Genomic DNA, 14,354 nt, shown 5'->3' on the forward strand with positions numbered 1-14,354 from the left:
GGCCAAGCCCGAGCTTCGCGCGTTGAGGGGCCATGGGAAGAGCCCTGCTCGCGCTCGCGACGCTCATGACGCTCTCGGCCTGCGCCGAGGGCTACAGCTATGTCTACGACTACGACCCCTATCTCGGGCCGCGCGGGCATTACGTGCGGCCGTTCAGGCCGGCCTCGCTGCAGGGCTGCGCGCGCGTCGCCTATGTGCGTCAGCTCGATCCCTGGCGCGGCGAATACGCCAGCGGGCCCGTCTGCGCGGCGGCGGAGCGGTGACGCGCGCTAAGTCAGCTCGCCGGCTTCGAACCTCTCGCGCAGCTGCTTGAAGTAGGCGTTGTCGGTCTCGGTGCGCGGGGCGCCGGTGACATAGTGGTTTAGGTCGACGAGGAGCTCGGCCCAGGCGGTGTCGAAGGCCGGGGTCCAGTCGGCGCCGAGCTGGGCCTTGAGGGTGTCGCGGATGATCTCGAAGAAGGTCGCGAAGATCTCGCGCGGGACGTCGTAGCCCTCGTGGGTGACCATCTCCGTGCCGATCATGTGGTCGGCGTAGCGGCGCTCGCCGATGAAATCGAAGATGGCCGCGAAGGTGCGCGACAGCATCTCGCCCTTAATGGCGTCGTTGGTGTCCCGCCAGAAGTAGGGCTTCATCTGCGGGTGGCGTACGAAGAGGCGCTCATAGACCAGCGGCGTCGGGTCGCCGCGCTCGGCCGCGAGCTCGAGACTCGCCTCGATGTCGGCGGCGCGGGCGAATGCCTGGGTCATCTCGTCTCCTCCTGCCGCGCAGGGTGCGCATCCTAACGACGTTCCGCAAGCGGACAGGACGCCCCAGCGGGCCGATAGCCCCCGGCTATGGGGGACCTGCCTTGCGCGCGCAGAGCGCCTGCCTCTAGCTCCGGCGCAGGGAGGCACGTCCATCATGTCCCAGAACCTCACGCGCGTCGTCGTGCGCGCCGCGGCCGGCGCGGCCATCGGCGTGGCGCTCGCCGGCGCCGTCCCGACGACCACCAGGGCCGAGCCGCCGACGGCCCAGACCCTCGCGGCCCAGCAGAAGGCCGCCGCGGCGCCGGAGTTCGCCGACCGGCAGGACTTCGAGTTCGCGAGCCGCGGTTTCCTCGGGACCCGCGCCGACCCGGTGATCCGCGGGGCGGGCGGGACGCCGGTCTGGAGCCTGGCCACCTACGACTTCCTGAAGGCGCCGGCCCCGCCGACCGTCGAGCCGGGGCTGTGGCGCCAGGCCCAGCTCCTGGCCATGAACGGCCTCTTCCAGGTCAGCGAGGGCATCTGGCAGGTGCGCGGCTTCGACCTCGCCAACGCCACCTTCATCCGGGGCAAGACCGGCTGGATCGTCATCGACACCCTCGGCTCGGCCGAGACGGCCAAGGCGGCCTACGAGCTGGTCAGCGAAAAGCTCGGCAAGCGGCCGATTGCGGCGGTGATCTACACCCACAGCCACACCGACCACTTCGGCGGCGCCGGCGGGCTGATCACGCCGGAGGAGGCGAGGTCGGGCCGGGTGAAGGTGATCGCCCCGCACGGTTTCATGGAGGCGGCGAGCTCGGAGAACATCCTCGCCGGGCCGGCGATGGCGCGGCGCGCGATCTACCAGTTCGGCGTCTTCCTGAAGCCCGGTCCCGAGGGCCAGGTGAACGCCGGCATCGGGCCGGGCCTGTCGCGCGGGACGCCGGCGCTGATCGCGCCCAATACCCTGATCGAGCGGGACGGCCAGGAGATGAGCGTCGACGGGGTGAAGCTGGTCTTCCAGCTGACGCCGGACACCGAGGCGCCGGCGGAGATGAACATCTACCTGCCGCAGTTCCGCGCCCTGTGCATGGCCGAGAACGCCAATGCGACCATGCACAACGTGCTGACCCCGCGCGGCGCGGTGGTGCGCGACGCCAAGGGCTGGGCCGACCAGCTGACCCGCAGCCTGCGGCTGTTCGGCGACCGGACGGACGTGATGTTCACCAGCCATGCCTGGCCGCGGTTCGGCGGCGAGGCGGTGCGCGACTTCCTCGCCAAGCACCGGGACGCCTACAAGTACCTGCACGACCAGTCGGTGCGGCTGATGAACGACGGGCTGACGGGGCCGGAGATCGCCTCGAGGATCGCCCTGCCGCCGGTGCTGGCGAAGGAGTGGTACAACCACGGCTTCTACGGCTCGATGAGCTTCAATTCGCGGGCGGTCTATCAGCGCTACATGGGCTGGTACGACGGCGACCCGGTGCATCTGGCGGCGCGGCCGCGGACCGAGACCGCGAGGCGCTATGTGGAGGCGATGGGCGGCGCGGCGGCCGTGCGGGCGCGGGCGCAGGCGGCGTTCGAGGCCGGCGACTACGCCTGGGCGGCGGAGCTTTTGGACAAGGCGGTGTTCGCCGATCCGGCCGACGCCGAGGCCAAGGCGCTGCTGGCGCGGGCGTACGAGCAGCTCGGCTACCAGACCCAGAACTCGCTGGAGCGGAACGAATACCTGTCTGGCGCCGACGAGCTGCGCACCGGCGCAAAGGGCGGCATCGGCCAGGCCGGCGCCCTGCTGGCCGGCGCGCCCCTGCCGCTGCTGCTGGACGCCATCGCCGTGCGGCTCGACCCGGCCAAGGTCGGGGACGGCCGGCTGAGGCTCGAGTTCGTCCTCACCGAGGGCGACCGGGCCTATGTGACGGTGGAGAACGGGGTGCTGGTGCACGAGCCGATCGCCGCGCCCGGCAAGGTGGACGCGACGATCACGCTCAGCCACGCCGACCTCGCCGCCGCGCTCACCGGCCATCGGCCGGCGGCGGGAGCGGTGAAGATCGACGGCGATGCGGGCGCCCTGCTGCGGCTGATGTCCTGGCTCGAGCCGCTCTCGGCCAAGCCGTTCGGCCTGGTGACGCCCTGACGGTCCGCTAGGCCAGGCGGTGCATGGCGCAGAGCTTGTTGCCGTCCGGATCGCGCAGATAGGCGAGGTAGAGCTTGCCGTTCGGCCCTTCGCGGACGCCGGGCGGATCCTCGATGGAGACCCCGCCAGCCGCCACGCCCGCGGCGTGCCAGGCGTCGGCCTGTTCGGTCGAGGAGCAGGCGAAGCCGACAGTGCCGCCGTTGGCGAAGGTCGCCGGCTCGCCGTCGATCGGCAGGGAGACGGCGAAGACGCCGTTGGGCGACAGGTAGAAGACCCGGTGGCGGTCGACGACGCCGGGGCCCACGCCCAGCGCGCCCATCAGGCTGTCGTAGAAGCCCTTGGCCTTATCGAGGTCGTTGGTGCCGACCATGACATGCGAAAACATCGATGCGTCCTCCCTGGCGTCCCCCACGGACGCGAAGGATTGAAGTAGGGTGGCAAGCGGCGCCGTACGAGAGGTGGCGGCGATTTTTGATCTGGGCCGCAGCGCCAGGAGCGGCGGAACCGCTAGGGGTGCGCCGGGAGTTTGGAGGCCAGCATGTCCGAAGCCCTGCATGTCGTCTGCCCGCACTGCGACGGGGTGAACCGCATCCCGGCCGACAAGCTGTCCGCCGGCCCGAAGTGCGGCCGCTGCCACAAGGCGCTGTTCACGGGCGAACCCGTGGCCCTCGACGAGCGGCGCTTCGAGACCCACGTGGCGCGCTCCGACCTGCCGGTGATCGCCGACTTCTGGGCGGCCTGGTGCGGACCCTGCCGGGCCATGGCGCCGATCTTCGAGCGGGCGGCGGCGGGACTGGAGCCTCACGCCCGGTTCGTGAAGGTCGACGTCGACGCCAATCCGCAGATCTCGGCCAAGCTCGGCATCCGCGGCATCCCGGCGCTGTTCGCCTTCAAGGGCGGGAAGGTCGCGGCGAGCCATTCCGGCGTCGCCGATGCGGCGCTGCTGAAGAGCTGGGTCGAGCGACTGGGCTGATCTCGCCTGCGGGCTTGCGGGCCAGCCAGATGACGTGTCGCGCGCCGCGCTTCGAACCGGTGGCGCGGACCCGCTTCTCCTCCACCAGATAGCCGCTGCGGCGCAGGCGCTGGGCGAAGGCGTCGTCGGGCGTCGCCGACCAGACGGCGAGCACGCCGCCCGGCCCGAGCGCGGCCGCGGCCGCGGCGAGGCCGGGGAGGCCATAGAGCCCGTCGTTGGCCGCGCGGTTCAGCCCGCCAGGGCCGTTGTCCACGTCGAGCAGGATGGCGTCGTAGGCCCCTTGGGCCTCGGCGATCAGGTCGGCGACGTCGGCGACGCGGATCGCGACGCGCGGATCCTCGAGGCAGCCGGCGAAGATCTGGGCCATCGGGCCGCGGGCCCATTCGACAACGGCGGGGACGAGTTCGGCGACGACGACCTCGGCGGCGGCCGGCAGGGCGGCGAGGGCGGCGCGCAGGGTGAAGCCCATGCCGAGGCCGCCGATCAGCACCCGCGGCCGCGCCGCGCCGGCGAGCGGGGCGCAGGTGAGCTCGGCCAGCGCCTGCTCCGAGCCGCTGAGGCGGCTGTTCATCAGCTCGATGGAGCCGGACATGATCGACAGCTCGGCGCCGCGGCGCATCAGGCGCAGCTCGCCGCCGCCGGGGATCTGCGCGGTGTCGAGGTGTTCCCAGGGAATCATTTCGGGGCGGCGGCGAACACGGTCGCGATCTCGGCCGGCGTCATCAGCCGCCAGGCGCCGGGGGCGAGGTCGGCCGGCAGGTCGAGGCCGCCGATGCGGTCGCGGTGCAGGGCCTCCACGTGGTTGCCGACGGCGGCGAACATGCGCCGCACCTGGTGGTAGCGGCCCTCGCCGACCGTCAGATAGGCGCTGGTCGGCGACAGGGGTTCGAGCACCGCCGGGGCCAGCGGCTTGTCCTCGCCCTCCAGCCTCAGCTCGCCGGAGGCGAAGCGCGCCGCCTCGTGGCCTTCGAGCGGACGGGCGAGGGTGGCGAGGTAGCGCTTGGCGACGTGCTGGCGCGGCGAAATGATCCGGTGCAGCAGGGCCCCGTCGTCGGTCAGCAGCAACAGGCCCGAGGTGTCCTTGTCGAGCCGGCCCACGGTGGAGATCGCCGGCTCGCGGCCCCGCCAGCGGGTCGGCAGCAGGTCGTAGACCAGCGGCCCGGATTCCTTGTGCGAGCAGGTCACCCCGAGCGGCTTGTGCAGCATCAGGGCGAGGCCCGGCGGCGGGTCGAGGCGGGCGCCCATGACCCGCATGCGCTCGGCAAGGTCGGGCGTGACGGCGAGGCGCATGTCGGCCGTGGCGACCGGCGCCCCGTCGAGCTCGATCTCGCCGGCGCGGACCAGGGCCTGGATTTCGCGGCGCGAGCCGTAGCCCATGTTGGCCAGGAGCCGGTCGAGCCGGAAGGTGGAGCTCATCGCCGCGCCTCGTAGACCTTGAAGCCGGCCGCTTCGCCGCGCGCGGTGACGCGGGAGAAGAGGCCGTTCAGCACCGCCTCGTAGGGCAGATGCCGGTTGGCGACCAGGAAGACGACGCCGCTGGGGCGCAGCACCTGGTGGGCCCGGCGGATGAAGCCCTGGCCGAGTTCGCGGTCCTCGAGCCCGCGATCGTGGAACGGCGGGTTCATGACCACGAAGTCGAGGCCGGCGAGCTCGGGCGCCAGCCGCGCGTCGGCCCAGTGGAAGTGCGCCCGCGGGTCCTCGACGTTGCGGCGGGCGGCGGCGATGGCGCGGGCGTCGATGTCGATGAGATCGAGGCGGGTCACCGCCGGGGCGGCGAGGACCGCGCGGGCGAGGACGCCGAGGCCGCAGCCGAGATCGGCGCCCTGGCCGGCGAGCGGCGGCAGCACCGCGAGGAGCTGGCGGGTGCCCGGATCGGGCCGGTCCCAGCTGAACACGCCGGGCTGGGTCCAGAGGCCGAGTTCCTCGGACCAGCGCGGCGCGCCGGCGGCGATGGCCGCCTCGAGGCCGGCGGGCGCGTCCGGGCGGCGGGTCTGGCAGATGCGCTGATGCTGGCGGCCGGTCTCCGAGACGGCGCAGCCGAAGGCCTCCAGCTCCTTCTTCAGGCGCGAGCCGCCCTTGTCCTTGGGCGCGAGGACGGTGAGCGGCGCGCCCGGCGCGAGGGCGGCGAGCAGGCGAGCGAGGACATAGCGGCGCTCGACCGTGCCCGGCGGGGCGGCGACGACGGCGCCGGCGAGGCTTTGTGGCGTGAGGGCCTCAAGGTCGGCCGCGCCGGGGACCAGCGGGCTGACCTGCACGGCCCCCGCCGGGACCTCGGCCAGCGCCGCCGGCGGCGCGCCGTAGACGCAGGTGGTCGCGCCGGTGGCCAAGCTTGGAGATCCCCTGTGCGCTCCCGCCACGGGAGCCGAAGCCGCGTCAGCTACCCGTTTTTGCGCGCCGGCTCCACTGGCGAGGGGCGCCTGGGAGCGGAGGACGTGGACGTGGTACAGCCCGTCCATGCCCGTACGCGCCCGCAAGACCCTGCTGCTTGACCTCGACGGGACGCTGGTCGATCCGGCGCCGGGCATCCTCGGCAGCATGCGCCATGCGCTGGCGCGGCTGGGGGCCGACGCGCCGGAGGATGCGGACCTGTCGTGGATGATCGGTCCGCCGATCCGGGCGTCGGTGGCGCGGCTGCTGGGCGAGACGGTCGATCCGGAGGAAGCGGTCGCGCTCTACCGCGAGCGCTACGCCGAGTGGGGGCTGCGCCAGGCGACGCCCTATCCCGGGATGCTTCAGACTCTCGCGGCGCGGAAGGCCGACGGCACGCGGCTGATCCTCTGCACCTCCAAGGCGGCGGTGTTCGCGCGCCAGGTGGTCGACCACTTCGGCTTCGCGCCCCTGCTGAGCGCGGTCTACGGCGCCGAACTCGACGGGCGGCGGGAGAACAAGGCCGAGCTGATCGCCCACATCCTCGAGGCCGAGGGGCTCGACCCGGCGCAGGCCTGCATGGTCGGCGACCGCGAGCACGACGTGATCGGGGCCGCGCGGCACGGGATCCCCACGGTGGGCGTCCTCTGGGGCTTCGGCGACCGGGCCGAGCTGGAGGCGGCCGGGGCGGCGGTGGTGATCGCCCGGCCGGAGGAACTGGCCCTACCGGCCTGAGGGCCAAGCTTGCGCCGTTCGCCCGATGGCCGTCTACTCGGCGGATCGGCGTTCGACCGCGGGCGCCGCCGCCACACGAGCCCTGCCGATGGTCATCATCATCCCGACACCGCCCCGCAAGCCCGGCGACCCGCCGCCGCCGTTCGGGACCCAGATGGCCTATGCGCTCGCCTTCGCGGCGGCGCTGTTCCTGGTGGTCGGCGCGGCGGCCGTGCTGAACGGGGCGCGGCTTTACTGACCGGGCCGGCGAGCGAGCGCCACTGACAGCCGAGCGGATGGTGAGGACCTTGCCGGGATGAGCGGACTGATCGTCTGGAGCTATGACTGGGTCCCCGAGGGGCCGCGTGGGTTCGTGCGGGACCTGAGGCTGCGATGGGCCTGCGAGGAGGGCGGTCTCGACTACGAGGTGCGGACGATCCCGTTCGACGGGCGCGAGACCAATCATCTGGCGCGCCAGCCGTTCGGCCAGATTCCATTCCTCGACGACGGCGATGTGAAGATCTTCGAGAGCGGGGCGGGGCTGCTGCACCTCGCCCGCAAGAGCGAGACGCTCATGCCGCGCGATCCCCGCGGCGAGGCCGAGACCCTGCAGTGGACGATCGCGGCGCTCAACTCCATCGAGATGGTGAGCGTTCCCTGGTGGTTCCTGAAGATGAGCGGCGACGCCGACAACCAGCTCACCGGCTGGCTGACCCAGCGCCTGGATCATGTGGAGCGGATCCTCAGGGAGCGGGAATGGCTCGCGGCCGGCCGCTTCACGGTCGCCGACCTGCTGATGGCCGATGTGCTGCGGGTGCCGGACGTGAGGGCGTTCGGCGATCGGCCGGCGAGCGAGGCCTATGTCGCCCGCCTGACCGCGCGGCCGGCGTTCCTCAAGGCGCAGGCCGACCAGATCGCGCTCTTCGCGGCGGCGGATCAGGCGCGATAGACCGCGCCGCGCCCGCCAAGGCTGGGCAGACCATTTGCTCCCGCAGGGGCAAGTCCGCACAATGGGGCCTCGGAGTTCGGAGGGCGTGCGCGTGCGGGATGGGATCGAGGAGATCGCGGCGGAGCCGGCGCGGCCGAAGCTGACCTATCCGTTCGAGCACGGGCCGAAGGAGGGCGAGGCGATCGACGTCGCGCCCGGCGTGAAGTGGCTGCGGATGCCGCTGGGCGGCAGCCTCGCCTTCATCAACACCTGGGCCCTAGAGGATGGCGACGGCTGGGCGATCGTCGACACCGGCATCGCCGGCTCCAACACCATGCAGGCCTGGCGGGCGGCGTTCAAAGGCGCGCTCGGCGGCAAGCCGGTGACGCGGGTGTTCTGCACCCACATGCATCCCGACCACATCGGCATGGCGGGCTGGATCACCCGGCGCTTCGGCTGCCGGCTGTGGATCAGCCGGCTGGAGTTCCTGATGTGCCGGTCGCTGGCCGCCGACACGGGGCGCGAGGCGCCGCCGGACGCGCTGGAGTTCTACAAGGCCGCCGGCTGGGACGAGGAGGCGCTGGAGACCTACCGCGCCCGGTTCGGCGGTTTCGGGCGCGGGCTGCACGCCCTGCCGGACAGCTTCCATCGGGTGCGCGACGGGGACGAAGTGCGGATCGGCGCCCACGTCTGGCAGGTGGTGATCGGCTCGGGCCACTCCCCGGAGCACGTCTGCCTCTACTGCCCGGACCTGAAGCTGATGATCTCGGGCGACCAGGTGCTGCCGAAGATCTCGTCCAACGTCTCGGTGTTCCCGACCGAGCCGGAGGGCGATCCCCTGACCGAGTGGCTGACCTCGCTGGCGCGGATCAAGGGCCGGGTGCCAGACGACGTGCTGGTGCTGCCGGCCCACAACGACCCGTTCCGCGGCCTCCACGCGCGGCTCGACCACCTGATCGGCGGCCACGAGCGCGGCCTGACGCGGCTGAAGGCGATGATCACCGAGCCCAAGCGGGCGGTGGACGTCTTCCACGCGCTGTTCCGGCGCAAGATCGACCACAATCTCCTGGGCCTGGCGACCGGCGAGAGCCTGGCGCACCTGAACTGTCTGATCTCGCGGGGCGAGGCCGTGCGCACGCGCGACGAGAACGGCGTCGACTGGTACCGGGCGGCGGCCTAAAACCTTGGCCGTGACAGTTCCTGGACACCATTTCGCATGAGCCTGGTCATCCGTGAGGCCACCGTCGGCGACGCCGGCCTGATCCTGAAGTTCATCCGTGACCTGGCGCAGTACGAACGCCTGCTGCACGAGGTGGAGGCCACCGAGGGCGACATCGTCCGCGACCTGTTCGGCTCTCGGCCCAAGGTGTTCTGTGACATCGCCGAGCACGACGGGGAGCCGGTGGGCTTCGCCCTTTGGCTCTACAACTATTCGACCTTCCGCGGCCGCCACGGCATCTGGCTGGAGGATCTGTTCGTCGAGCCGGACGCCCGGGGCGTCGGGGCGGGCAAGGCGCTGCTCAAGCGGCTGGCCGAGCGCTGCGTGGAGCAGGGGCTGGCGCGGCTGGAGTGGGCGGTGCTGAACTGGAACGCGCCCTCGATCGCCTTCTACGACAGCCTCGGCGCCTCGGCGATGAGCGACTGGACGACCCGCCGCCTCACCGGGGAGGCGCTGGAGAGGCTCGCCTCGGAATGAGCACCCCGCCCAAGACCGTGCTGCACGCCTCGCAGGCCGAGGCCGAGGCGATCCGCGAGGCGGTCCGCAAGGCCGACGTCTCGGGTCTTGGGCCGAACCGGGCGCTGGCCGAGATGAAGCATGTGCCGGGCCTGGTGGAACTGCTGTCCGACGAGCGGGTCTCGGGTCCGATCTACGACCTGCCGCGGCCGATCACGACGGAGAGCGTCACCCGCTGGGTGGCCGAACGCCAGGCCGAGCATCTGGCGGGCGAGGGGCTGCTGGTGCTGACGCTGGACGAGGCGGGCAAGGTCTCCGGCTATTCGCACATCGCGGTCTGGCCCGAGCGGTCGTCGGCCGAGATCGGCGGGGCGATCCGCGCCGACCTGCAGGGCCGGGGGCAGGGCGGCTCGGGCATGCGGCAGAGCTTCGCCTGGATCTTCGAGACGCTGGGCGTGCGGCTGATGTGCCTGACCGCGGCGCTGGACAATGTGCGCTCGCAGAAGGGCATCGACGCGGCCGGCTTCCGCCGGATGGGCGAGCGCGAGGTGGTGCGCCCGGACGGAACCACGCGCAATTCGGTCTATTGGGAGCTGACCCGCGAGGAGTGGGAGAAGCTGCACCGGCTCTGAGCCGCGTGCCGGAAGCGAGGACTTCGACGTGAGCACGAGGCGTGCATCGACGGCCCTGGACCATGGCGGTGGCGGCCTGCAACTGGTGATGACCGCAGGCCCGGCCGGGTTCGTCGCAGACCAGCCGGCGCCGGCGGGCCTGGACCTCGGGCCGACGCCGCACGAGATCGTCGCCGCCGGCCTGGCGGCCTGCACGGCCCAGACGCTCCGGCTCTACGCGGCGCGCAAGGGCTGGGCGCTCGGCCGGGTGGAGGTGAGCGTCACCTCGAGCACCGACGCGGCGGCTGATCCGCCGGAGCATTTCGAACGGACCATCTCGCTGGACGGCGAACTGGACGAGGCGCAGCGCGCCCGCCTGCTGCAGATCGCCGAGGCCTGTCCGATCCACAAGCTCCTGACCCGCGGGGCCAGCGTCGGCACGACGTTGACCGGGCCGCCGCTGCCGGCGGCCTGAGCGCAGGCGCCGGGAACGCAGATGTTCGGGAACCGGATTGCGATCCGGCAGAGTTTCGCCCGGGTTCCGACAATAAAAAGACTACGGCAAAGCTGTAATCGCTGATTTTATACAATAACAGCGGTCAAGCTGCCCGTTTTCCGCCACGATTTGAAGTGTAAGCAACCGACCGCGCCCGGCGGCGGGTGGGCGCGATTCAAGCAATCCGCGACGCTTTACACTCCTCGAGTCGATGGGGCCCGACGGTGACGATTGATCCGAACAATCTGAATGCTACGGCGAAGCTTACCTTCAGTGACGAATTCAACAGCCTCAGCCTATGGAATGGCTATGGAGGCACGTGGAGAACCAGCCCGGGCTATCTGGGTTCCAACGGCTCGTCGCTGCCCTCGAACGGGGAGCTGGAGTGGTACATCAACTCCAACTACGGGCCGACGTCCGGGGTGCGCCCCTGGACCGTGAATAACGGCGTCCTGACGATCACCGCCCAGCAGACCGATCCGTCGATCCGCGGCTACCTCGGCTACAACGAGCCCGGCCTGCCGGCGATGGGCTCTTACAACTACACCTCCGGCTTCATGACGACGGCCTCGTCGTTCCAGCAGACCTACGGCTACTTCGAGATCTCGGCGAAGATCCCCGCCGGCCAGGGGCTGTGGCCGGCCTTCTGGCTGATGCCGACCGACGGCTCGACCTTGCCGGAGCTGGACGTGATGGAGGTGCTCGGCCAGACGCCGACGACCCTCGTCATGTCGGTGCACACCCAGGCGGCCGGCTATCCGCAACTGTTCTCGCAGTGGGCGACCGGCCTGCCCGACCTGTCGCAGTCGTTCCACCGGTTCGGCGTCGATTGGGAGCCCGACAAGATCACCTACTATCTGGACGGCAAGCCGCTCTACCAGCTGGCCACCCCGGCCGACCTCAACAAGCCGATGTACATGATCGCCAACCTGGCGGTCGGCGGGAACTGGCCCGGCAGCCCGGACTGGTCGACGCATTTCCCGGCCCAGTTCCAGATCGACTACATCCGCGCCTACAGCGACCTGGGCGGCGCAGCGCCTGCGCCGACTCCGGCGGCCCCGACGCCCGCGCCGGCCGTGGATACCGCGGTGAGCGGCTCGGGGACCATCGTCGCCGCGGCGGGCTATGGCCAGACGCTGTCCGGCGGATCGGGCGCCGACGTCTTCGTCTTCAGGAGCCAGCCCTGGACGCCGGCGACGATCACCAACTTCCAGCTCGGCGTCGACCGGCTGGACGTCTCGGCCCTGGAGGGCGGCTACAGCGGCTCGAACCCCGTGGGCGACGGCTATGTGCGCCTGCTGGACGACGGGGCCGGCGGGACCAAGGTGCTGGTCACCAGCAACCCCGGCGCGTGGCCGAGCTACGTGGTCGACGTGAAGGGCGTGTCGCTCTCGGCGGCCAGCGCCGGCGGCCTGTTCGGCGTGGCCCAGAGCCCGGCGCCGGCGCCGTCGTCGGGCGCGGGCGGCGCGGTGGTCGTCGCCGGCGGCTACGGCCAGTCGCTCAGCGCCACGGGCGGCGCGGACACCTTCGTCTTCAAGAGCCTGCCGTGGACGCCGGCCTCGATCAGCAACTTCCAGGTGGGCGTCGACCGGCTGGACTTCTCCGCGCTCTATCCGAACTACGCCGGCTCCAACCCCATCGCCGACGGCTACGTCCAGCTGCTGGACGACGGGGCGGGCGGCGCCAAGGTGCTCGTGACCCCGGCGCCGGGCGGCGTCTGGCCGACCTATGTGGTCGACCTGAAGGGCGTCTCGGTGGCGGCGGCGAGCGGCCTGTTCGGCGGGGCGGGAAGCTCAGGCGCGCCGGCGGCCGCGGCCGGGACGATCATGGCGCCGGAGGGCTATGGGCCCTCGCTCGCCGGGACGGCGGGCGCCGACACCTTCGTCTTCAAGAGCCTGCCCTGGACGCCGGGTTCGATCGGCAACTTCCAGCCGGGCGTCGACCACCTCGACCTGTCGGCCCTTTGGCCCGGCTACACCGGCTCGAATCCGATCGCCGACGGCCATGTCCAGCTGGCCGACGACGGCGCCGGCGGGACCGAGGTGCTGGTCTCCCCGAACCCAGGCAGCGGCTGGCCGACCTATGTGGTTGATCTCAAGGGCGTGTCGGTGGCGACGGCCAACAGCGCCGGCCTGTTCACGAGCGGTGCGGGCGCGGGCGGATCGACGGCCCCGGGGGCGCAGCTGGTCGCCAACGCGGCCGGCGGGACCCTGGCCGGGACCTCCGGCGCGGATCATTTCGTCTTCCCCGCCGAGCCGTGGACCCCGGTGCACGTGACCGGCTTCACCCCGGGCGTCGACGTGATCGACCTGAAGGCGCTGTTCGCAGCGGCCGGCTACTGGGGCTCGGACCCGTTCGCCGACCACTACCTGACCCTGCAGGACGACGGCGCCGGCGGCACGCGGGTGCTGTTCGACCCGGACGGCCTGGGCGGCGGCCACCTGTGGCCCGACTACATCGCCAACCTCGACCACACCGCGGTGAGCAGCCTGCACAGCTCGGACTTACTCTGGCGGTGAGGCCGGGCCGGGCTGCGGCCTACTGCGGGCCGAACACCGCGGCGACGAAGTTGTCGTAGCTCTTCAGCACCTCGGGATCGTCCTTGGCGATCTGGACCACCTGGCCGGGGATCAGCTTCAGGTGATCGACCATGCCCTCCGGCGACATGCGCCGGGAGACCGCGAAGTCGCGGAACAGGGCGTAGGACTTCTCGGTGAAGGCGGCCTGGTCGACGTGCGCCGGGCCGCCGGCGAAGGCCTGGACCGTCAGGTCGTAGAAGGCGTGCATGTGCGGGTCGGCGATCCAGCTCTGCTGCTCGCCCTGGATGTTCATGGCGGCGGGCTCGGGCGCGTCCTGCCGGTGGGAGTCCGGATGGGCGGCGACGGCGGCGTTGGCGACGGCCAGGGCGCCGGCCAGGCCGATGATCAGGGGATGGATGCGGGACATGGGATCTCCTCGCCGGAGGCGGTTGTGGGCCGCCGGCCGGGCTGGTATCGAGTGACAAGAAAGGCAGACATGATGTTAGATATCTTTTACATCATGTCCAGCATGTTTGTCATTGGAGCCGCCGATGTCGTTCCGTGAGAAGGCCGCCTGGATCGCGCTCGCCTCGGCGGTGCTGTGCTTCGGGAGCTATTTCGGGCTGCTGCTCGCGGGCGTCGTACCGGCGCGCGGGCCGGCGGCTCTGGAGCTGCTGGCGGTCTGCGCCGCCGCCTTCGTGGCGCTGCAGGCGGGCCTCACCCTGGTCGCGGCGCGGACCACGCCGAAGGACGGCCGCTCGGCCTTCGACGAGCGCGAGATGCTGATCCAGTCGCGCTCGCACACGGTGGGCTACTATGTCCTGAGCGCCCTGGTGCTGCTGCTGGCCGTGCCCGGCCACTTCGGACATCCGGTCGCCGACCTGCTGAACTTCGCGCTGATGGACGTGGTGGTGGCCGGGATCGCGGTGGCGGTGGCCCAGATCGTCATGCTGCGGCGGGGCATGTGAGGTGGCGCGCGAGGAGCGGGCCCTGCCCATCGCCAACCAGATCCGCCGTCTGCGCTTCGAGCACGGCGAGATGACCCAAGGCCAGCTGGCGGAGAAGATCGGCATGACCCGCCAGACCGTGGCGGCCATCGAGGCCGGCAAGTACTCGCCCTCGCTCGAGGCGGCCTTCCGCATCGCCGCCGTATTCGGCGTGCGGCTCGAGGAGGTGTTCCAGTGGGTAGGTGATGCTCCCCCCTGAGGGGGAGCA

At 71.5% G+C, this 14,354-nt stretch carries 19 protein-coding genes; 13 read left to right on the forward strand and 6 right to left on the reverse strand.

Going from position 1 to position 14,354, the window contains the following annotated elements; genetic code table 11:
* Window positions 1-32 precede the first annotated feature (32 nt).
* On the forward strand, window positions 33-263 hold the full coding sequence (locus DJ017_RS06810) for a hypothetical protein (protein WP_111528005.1): 231 nt from the start codon (window positions 33-35) through the stop codon (window positions 261-263).
* A gap of 6 nt (window positions 264-269) precedes the next feature.
* Here the strand turns inward: DJ017_RS06810 and DJ017_RS06815 are convergent, their stop codons facing one another.
* The gene (locus DJ017_RS06815) at window positions 270-746 is read right to left on the reverse strand and encodes a globin (protein WP_193539991.1); all 477 of its coding nucleotides are present in this window, start codon (window positions 744-746) and stop codon (window positions 270-272) included.
* 154 nt (window positions 747-900) lie between these two features.
* Between DJ017_RS06815 and DJ017_RS06820 the strand changes: the two genes are divergently transcribed.
* Window positions 901-2,856, forward strand: a complete 1,956-nt coding sequence (locus tag DJ017_RS06820; protein ID WP_111528006.1) for an alkyl/aryl-sulfatase — start codon at window positions 901-903, stop codon at window positions 2,854-2,856.
* A gap of 7 nt (window positions 2,857-2,863) precedes the next feature.
* Here DJ017_RS06820 and DJ017_RS06825 read toward each other — a convergent pair whose 3' ends face one another.
* Window positions 2,864-3,241, reverse strand: coding sequence for a VOC family protein (locus tag DJ017_RS06825; protein WP_111528007.1), 378 nt, complete (start codon window positions 3,239-3,241; stop codon window positions 2,864-2,866).
* Window positions 3,242-3,394: 153 nt separating this feature from the next.
* Between DJ017_RS06825 and trxC the strand changes: the two genes are divergently transcribed.
* Complete coding sequence (gene trxC / locus DJ017_RS06830) at window positions 3,395-3,829, forward strand: thioredoxin TrxC (protein WP_111528008.1); 435 nt, start codon at window positions 3,395-3,397, stop codon at window positions 3,827-3,829.
* Here trxC and DJ017_RS06835 read toward each other — a convergent pair.
* From DJ017_RS06835 to DJ017_RS06845, 3 genes are read right to left on the reverse strand one after another with little or no spacing between them, the layout of a single operon-like run.
* The gene (locus DJ017_RS06835; RefSeq protein ID WP_111528009.1) at window positions 3,747-4,508 is read right to left on the reverse strand and encodes a polyamine aminopropyltransferase; all 762 of its coding nucleotides are present in this window, start codon (window positions 4,506-4,508) and stop codon (window positions 3,747-3,749) included. The two genes, trxC and DJ017_RS06835, sit on opposite strands and share 83 nt — an antisense overlap.
* Complete coding sequence (locus DJ017_RS06840) at window positions 4,505-5,245, reverse strand: pseudouridine synthase (protein WP_111528010.1); 741 nt, start codon at window positions 5,243-5,245, stop codon at window positions 4,505-4,507. Before DJ017_RS06840 ends, DJ017_RS06835 begins: the two co-directional genes overlap by 4 nt.
* Window positions 5,242-6,156: a class I SAM-dependent methyltransferase gene (locus DJ017_RS06845; protein ID WP_227000051.1), complete on the reverse strand. Its 915-nt coding sequence runs from the start codon at window positions 6,154-6,156 to the stop codon at window positions 5,242-5,244. Before DJ017_RS06845 ends, DJ017_RS06840 begins: the two co-directional genes overlap by 4 nt.
* A 127-nt stretch (window positions 6,157-6,283) precedes the next feature.
* Here DJ017_RS06845 and DJ017_RS06850 point away from each other — a divergent pair, with 127 nt between their 5' ends.
* The 8 genes from DJ017_RS06850 (at window position 6,284) to DJ017_RS06885 (ending at window position 13,139) form a co-directional block, all read left to right on the forward strand.
* Entirely contained in the window at window positions 6,284-6,931 is a 648-nt protein-coding gene (locus DJ017_RS06850) for an HAD hydrolase-like protein (protein ID WP_111528012.1), read from the forward strand.
* Window positions 6,932-6,956: 25 nt separating this feature from the next.
* A complete protein-coding gene (locus tag DJ017_RS06855; protein WP_111528013.1) occupies window positions 6,957-7,169 on the forward strand; it encodes a hypothetical protein in 213 nt (70 codons plus the stop codon).
* 57 nt (window positions 7,170-7,226) lie between these two features.
* A complete protein-coding gene (locus DJ017_RS06860; RefSeq protein WP_111528014.1) occupies window positions 7,227-7,859 on the forward strand; it encodes a glutathione S-transferase family protein in 633 nt (210 codons plus the stop codon).
* A gap of 91 nt (window positions 7,860-7,950) precedes the next feature.
* Window positions 7,951-9,018: an MBL fold metallo-hydrolase gene (locus DJ017_RS06865; protein WP_227000052.1), complete on the forward strand. Its 1,068-nt coding sequence runs from the start codon at window positions 7,951-7,953 to the stop codon at window positions 9,016-9,018.
* A gap of 36 nt (window positions 9,019-9,054) precedes the next feature.
* Complete coding sequence (locus DJ017_RS06870; protein WP_111528016.1) at window positions 9,055-9,534, forward strand: GNAT family N-acetyltransferase; 480 nt, start codon at window positions 9,055-9,057, stop codon at window positions 9,532-9,534.
* Entirely contained in the window at window positions 9,531-10,145 is a 615-nt protein-coding gene (locus DJ017_RS06875; RefSeq protein ID WP_111528017.1) for a GNAT family N-acetyltransferase, read from the forward strand. The genes DJ017_RS06870 and DJ017_RS06875 overlap by 4 nt, the downstream gene beginning before the upstream one ends.
* Before the next feature lie 28 nt (window positions 10,146-10,173).
* The gene (locus tag DJ017_RS06880; RefSeq protein WP_227000053.1) at window positions 10,174-10,599 is read left to right on the forward strand and encodes an OsmC family protein; all 426 of its coding nucleotides are present in this window, start codon (window positions 10,174-10,176) and stop codon (window positions 10,597-10,599) included.
* Between the two features lie 245 nt (window positions 10,600-10,844).
* On the forward strand, window positions 10,845-13,139 hold the full coding sequence (locus DJ017_RS06885) for a family 16 glycosylhydrolase (protein ID WP_165830546.1): 2,295 nt from the start codon (window positions 10,845-10,847) through the stop codon (window positions 13,137-13,139).
* Between the two features lie 19 nt (window positions 13,140-13,158).
* Here the strand turns inward: DJ017_RS06885 and DJ017_RS06890 are convergent, their stop codons facing one another.
* Window positions 13,159-13,566 carry a hypothetical protein gene (locus DJ017_RS06890; protein ID WP_111528020.1) on the reverse strand — a complete coding sequence of 136 codons (408 nt, stop codon included), beginning with the start codon at window positions 13,564-13,566 and terminating at the stop codon, window positions 13,159-13,161.
* A 124-nt stretch (window positions 13,567-13,690) separates the two neighbouring features.
* Between DJ017_RS06890 and DJ017_RS06895 the strand changes: the two genes are divergently transcribed.
* Both DJ017_RS06895 and DJ017_RS06900 read left to right on the forward strand, forming a co-directional pair.
* Complete coding sequence (locus DJ017_RS06895; RefSeq protein WP_111528021.1) at window positions 13,691-14,107, forward strand: hypothetical protein; 417 nt, start codon at window positions 13,691-13,693, stop codon at window positions 14,105-14,107.
* 1 nt (window position 14,108) lies between these two features.
* Entirely contained in the window at window positions 14,109-14,345 is a 237-nt protein-coding gene (locus DJ017_RS06900) for a helix-turn-helix transcriptional regulator (RefSeq protein ID WP_377284534.1), read from the forward strand.
* The last annotated feature ends 9 nt before the right edge of the window (window positions 14,346-14,354 follow it).

Origin of the sequence: Phenylobacterium soli (assembly GCF_003254475.1) — a bacterium.
GTDB lineage: Bacteria > Pseudomonadota > Alphaproteobacteria > Caulobacterales > Caulobacteraceae > Phenylobacterium > Phenylobacterium soli.

Coding starts and splice junctions, on each gene's coding strand:
- DJ017_RS06810 (WP_111528005.1), top strand. CDS start 33: ATGGGAAGAGCCCTGCTCGCGCTCGCGACGCTCATGACGCTCTCGGCC.
- DJ017_RS06815 (WP_193539991.1), bottom strand. CDS start 746: ATGACCCAGGCATTCGCCCGCGCCGCCGACATCGAGGCGAGTCTCGAG.
- DJ017_RS06820 (WP_111528006.1), top strand. CDS start 901: ATGTCCCAGAACCTCACGCGCGTCGTCGTGCGCGCCGCGGCCGGCGCG.
- DJ017_RS06825 (WP_111528007.1), bottom strand. CDS start 3,241: ATGTTTTCGCATGTCATGGTCGGCACCAACGACCTCGATAAGGCCAAG.
- trxC (WP_111528008.1), top strand. CDS start 3,395: ATGTCCGAAGCCCTGCATGTCGTCTGCCCGCACTGCGACGGGGTGAAC.
- DJ017_RS06835 (WP_111528009.1), bottom strand. CDS start 4,508: ATGATTCCCTGGGAACACCTCGACACCGCGCAGATCCCCGGCGGCGGC.
- DJ017_RS06840 (WP_111528010.1), bottom strand. CDS start 5,245: ATGAGCTCCACCTTCCGGCTCGACCGGCTCCTGGCCAACATGGGCTAC.
- DJ017_RS06850 (WP_111528012.1), top strand. CDS start 6,284: ATGCCCGTACGCGCCCGCAAGACCCTGCTGCTTGACCTCGACGGGACG.
- DJ017_RS06855 (WP_111528013.1), top strand. CDS start 6,957: ATGGCCGTCTACTCGGCGGATCGGCGTTCGACCGCGGGCGCCGCCGCC.
- DJ017_RS06860 (WP_111528014.1), top strand. CDS start 7,227: ATGAGCGGACTGATCGTCTGGAGCTATGACTGGGTCCCCGAGGGGCCG.
- DJ017_RS06870 (WP_111528016.1), top strand. CDS start 9,055: ATGAGCCTGGTCATCCGTGAGGCCACCGTCGGCGACGCCGGCCTGATC.
- DJ017_RS06875 (WP_111528017.1), top strand. CDS start 9,531: ATGAGCACCCCGCCCAAGACCGTGCTGCACGCCTCGCAGGCCGAGGCC.
- DJ017_RS06890 (WP_111528020.1), bottom strand. CDS start 13,566: ATGTCCCGCATCCATCCCCTGATCATCGGCCTGGCCGGCGCCCTGGCC.
- DJ017_RS06895 (WP_111528021.1), top strand. CDS start 13,691: ATGTCGTTCCGTGAGAAGGCCGCCTGGATCGCGCTCGCCTCGGCGGTG.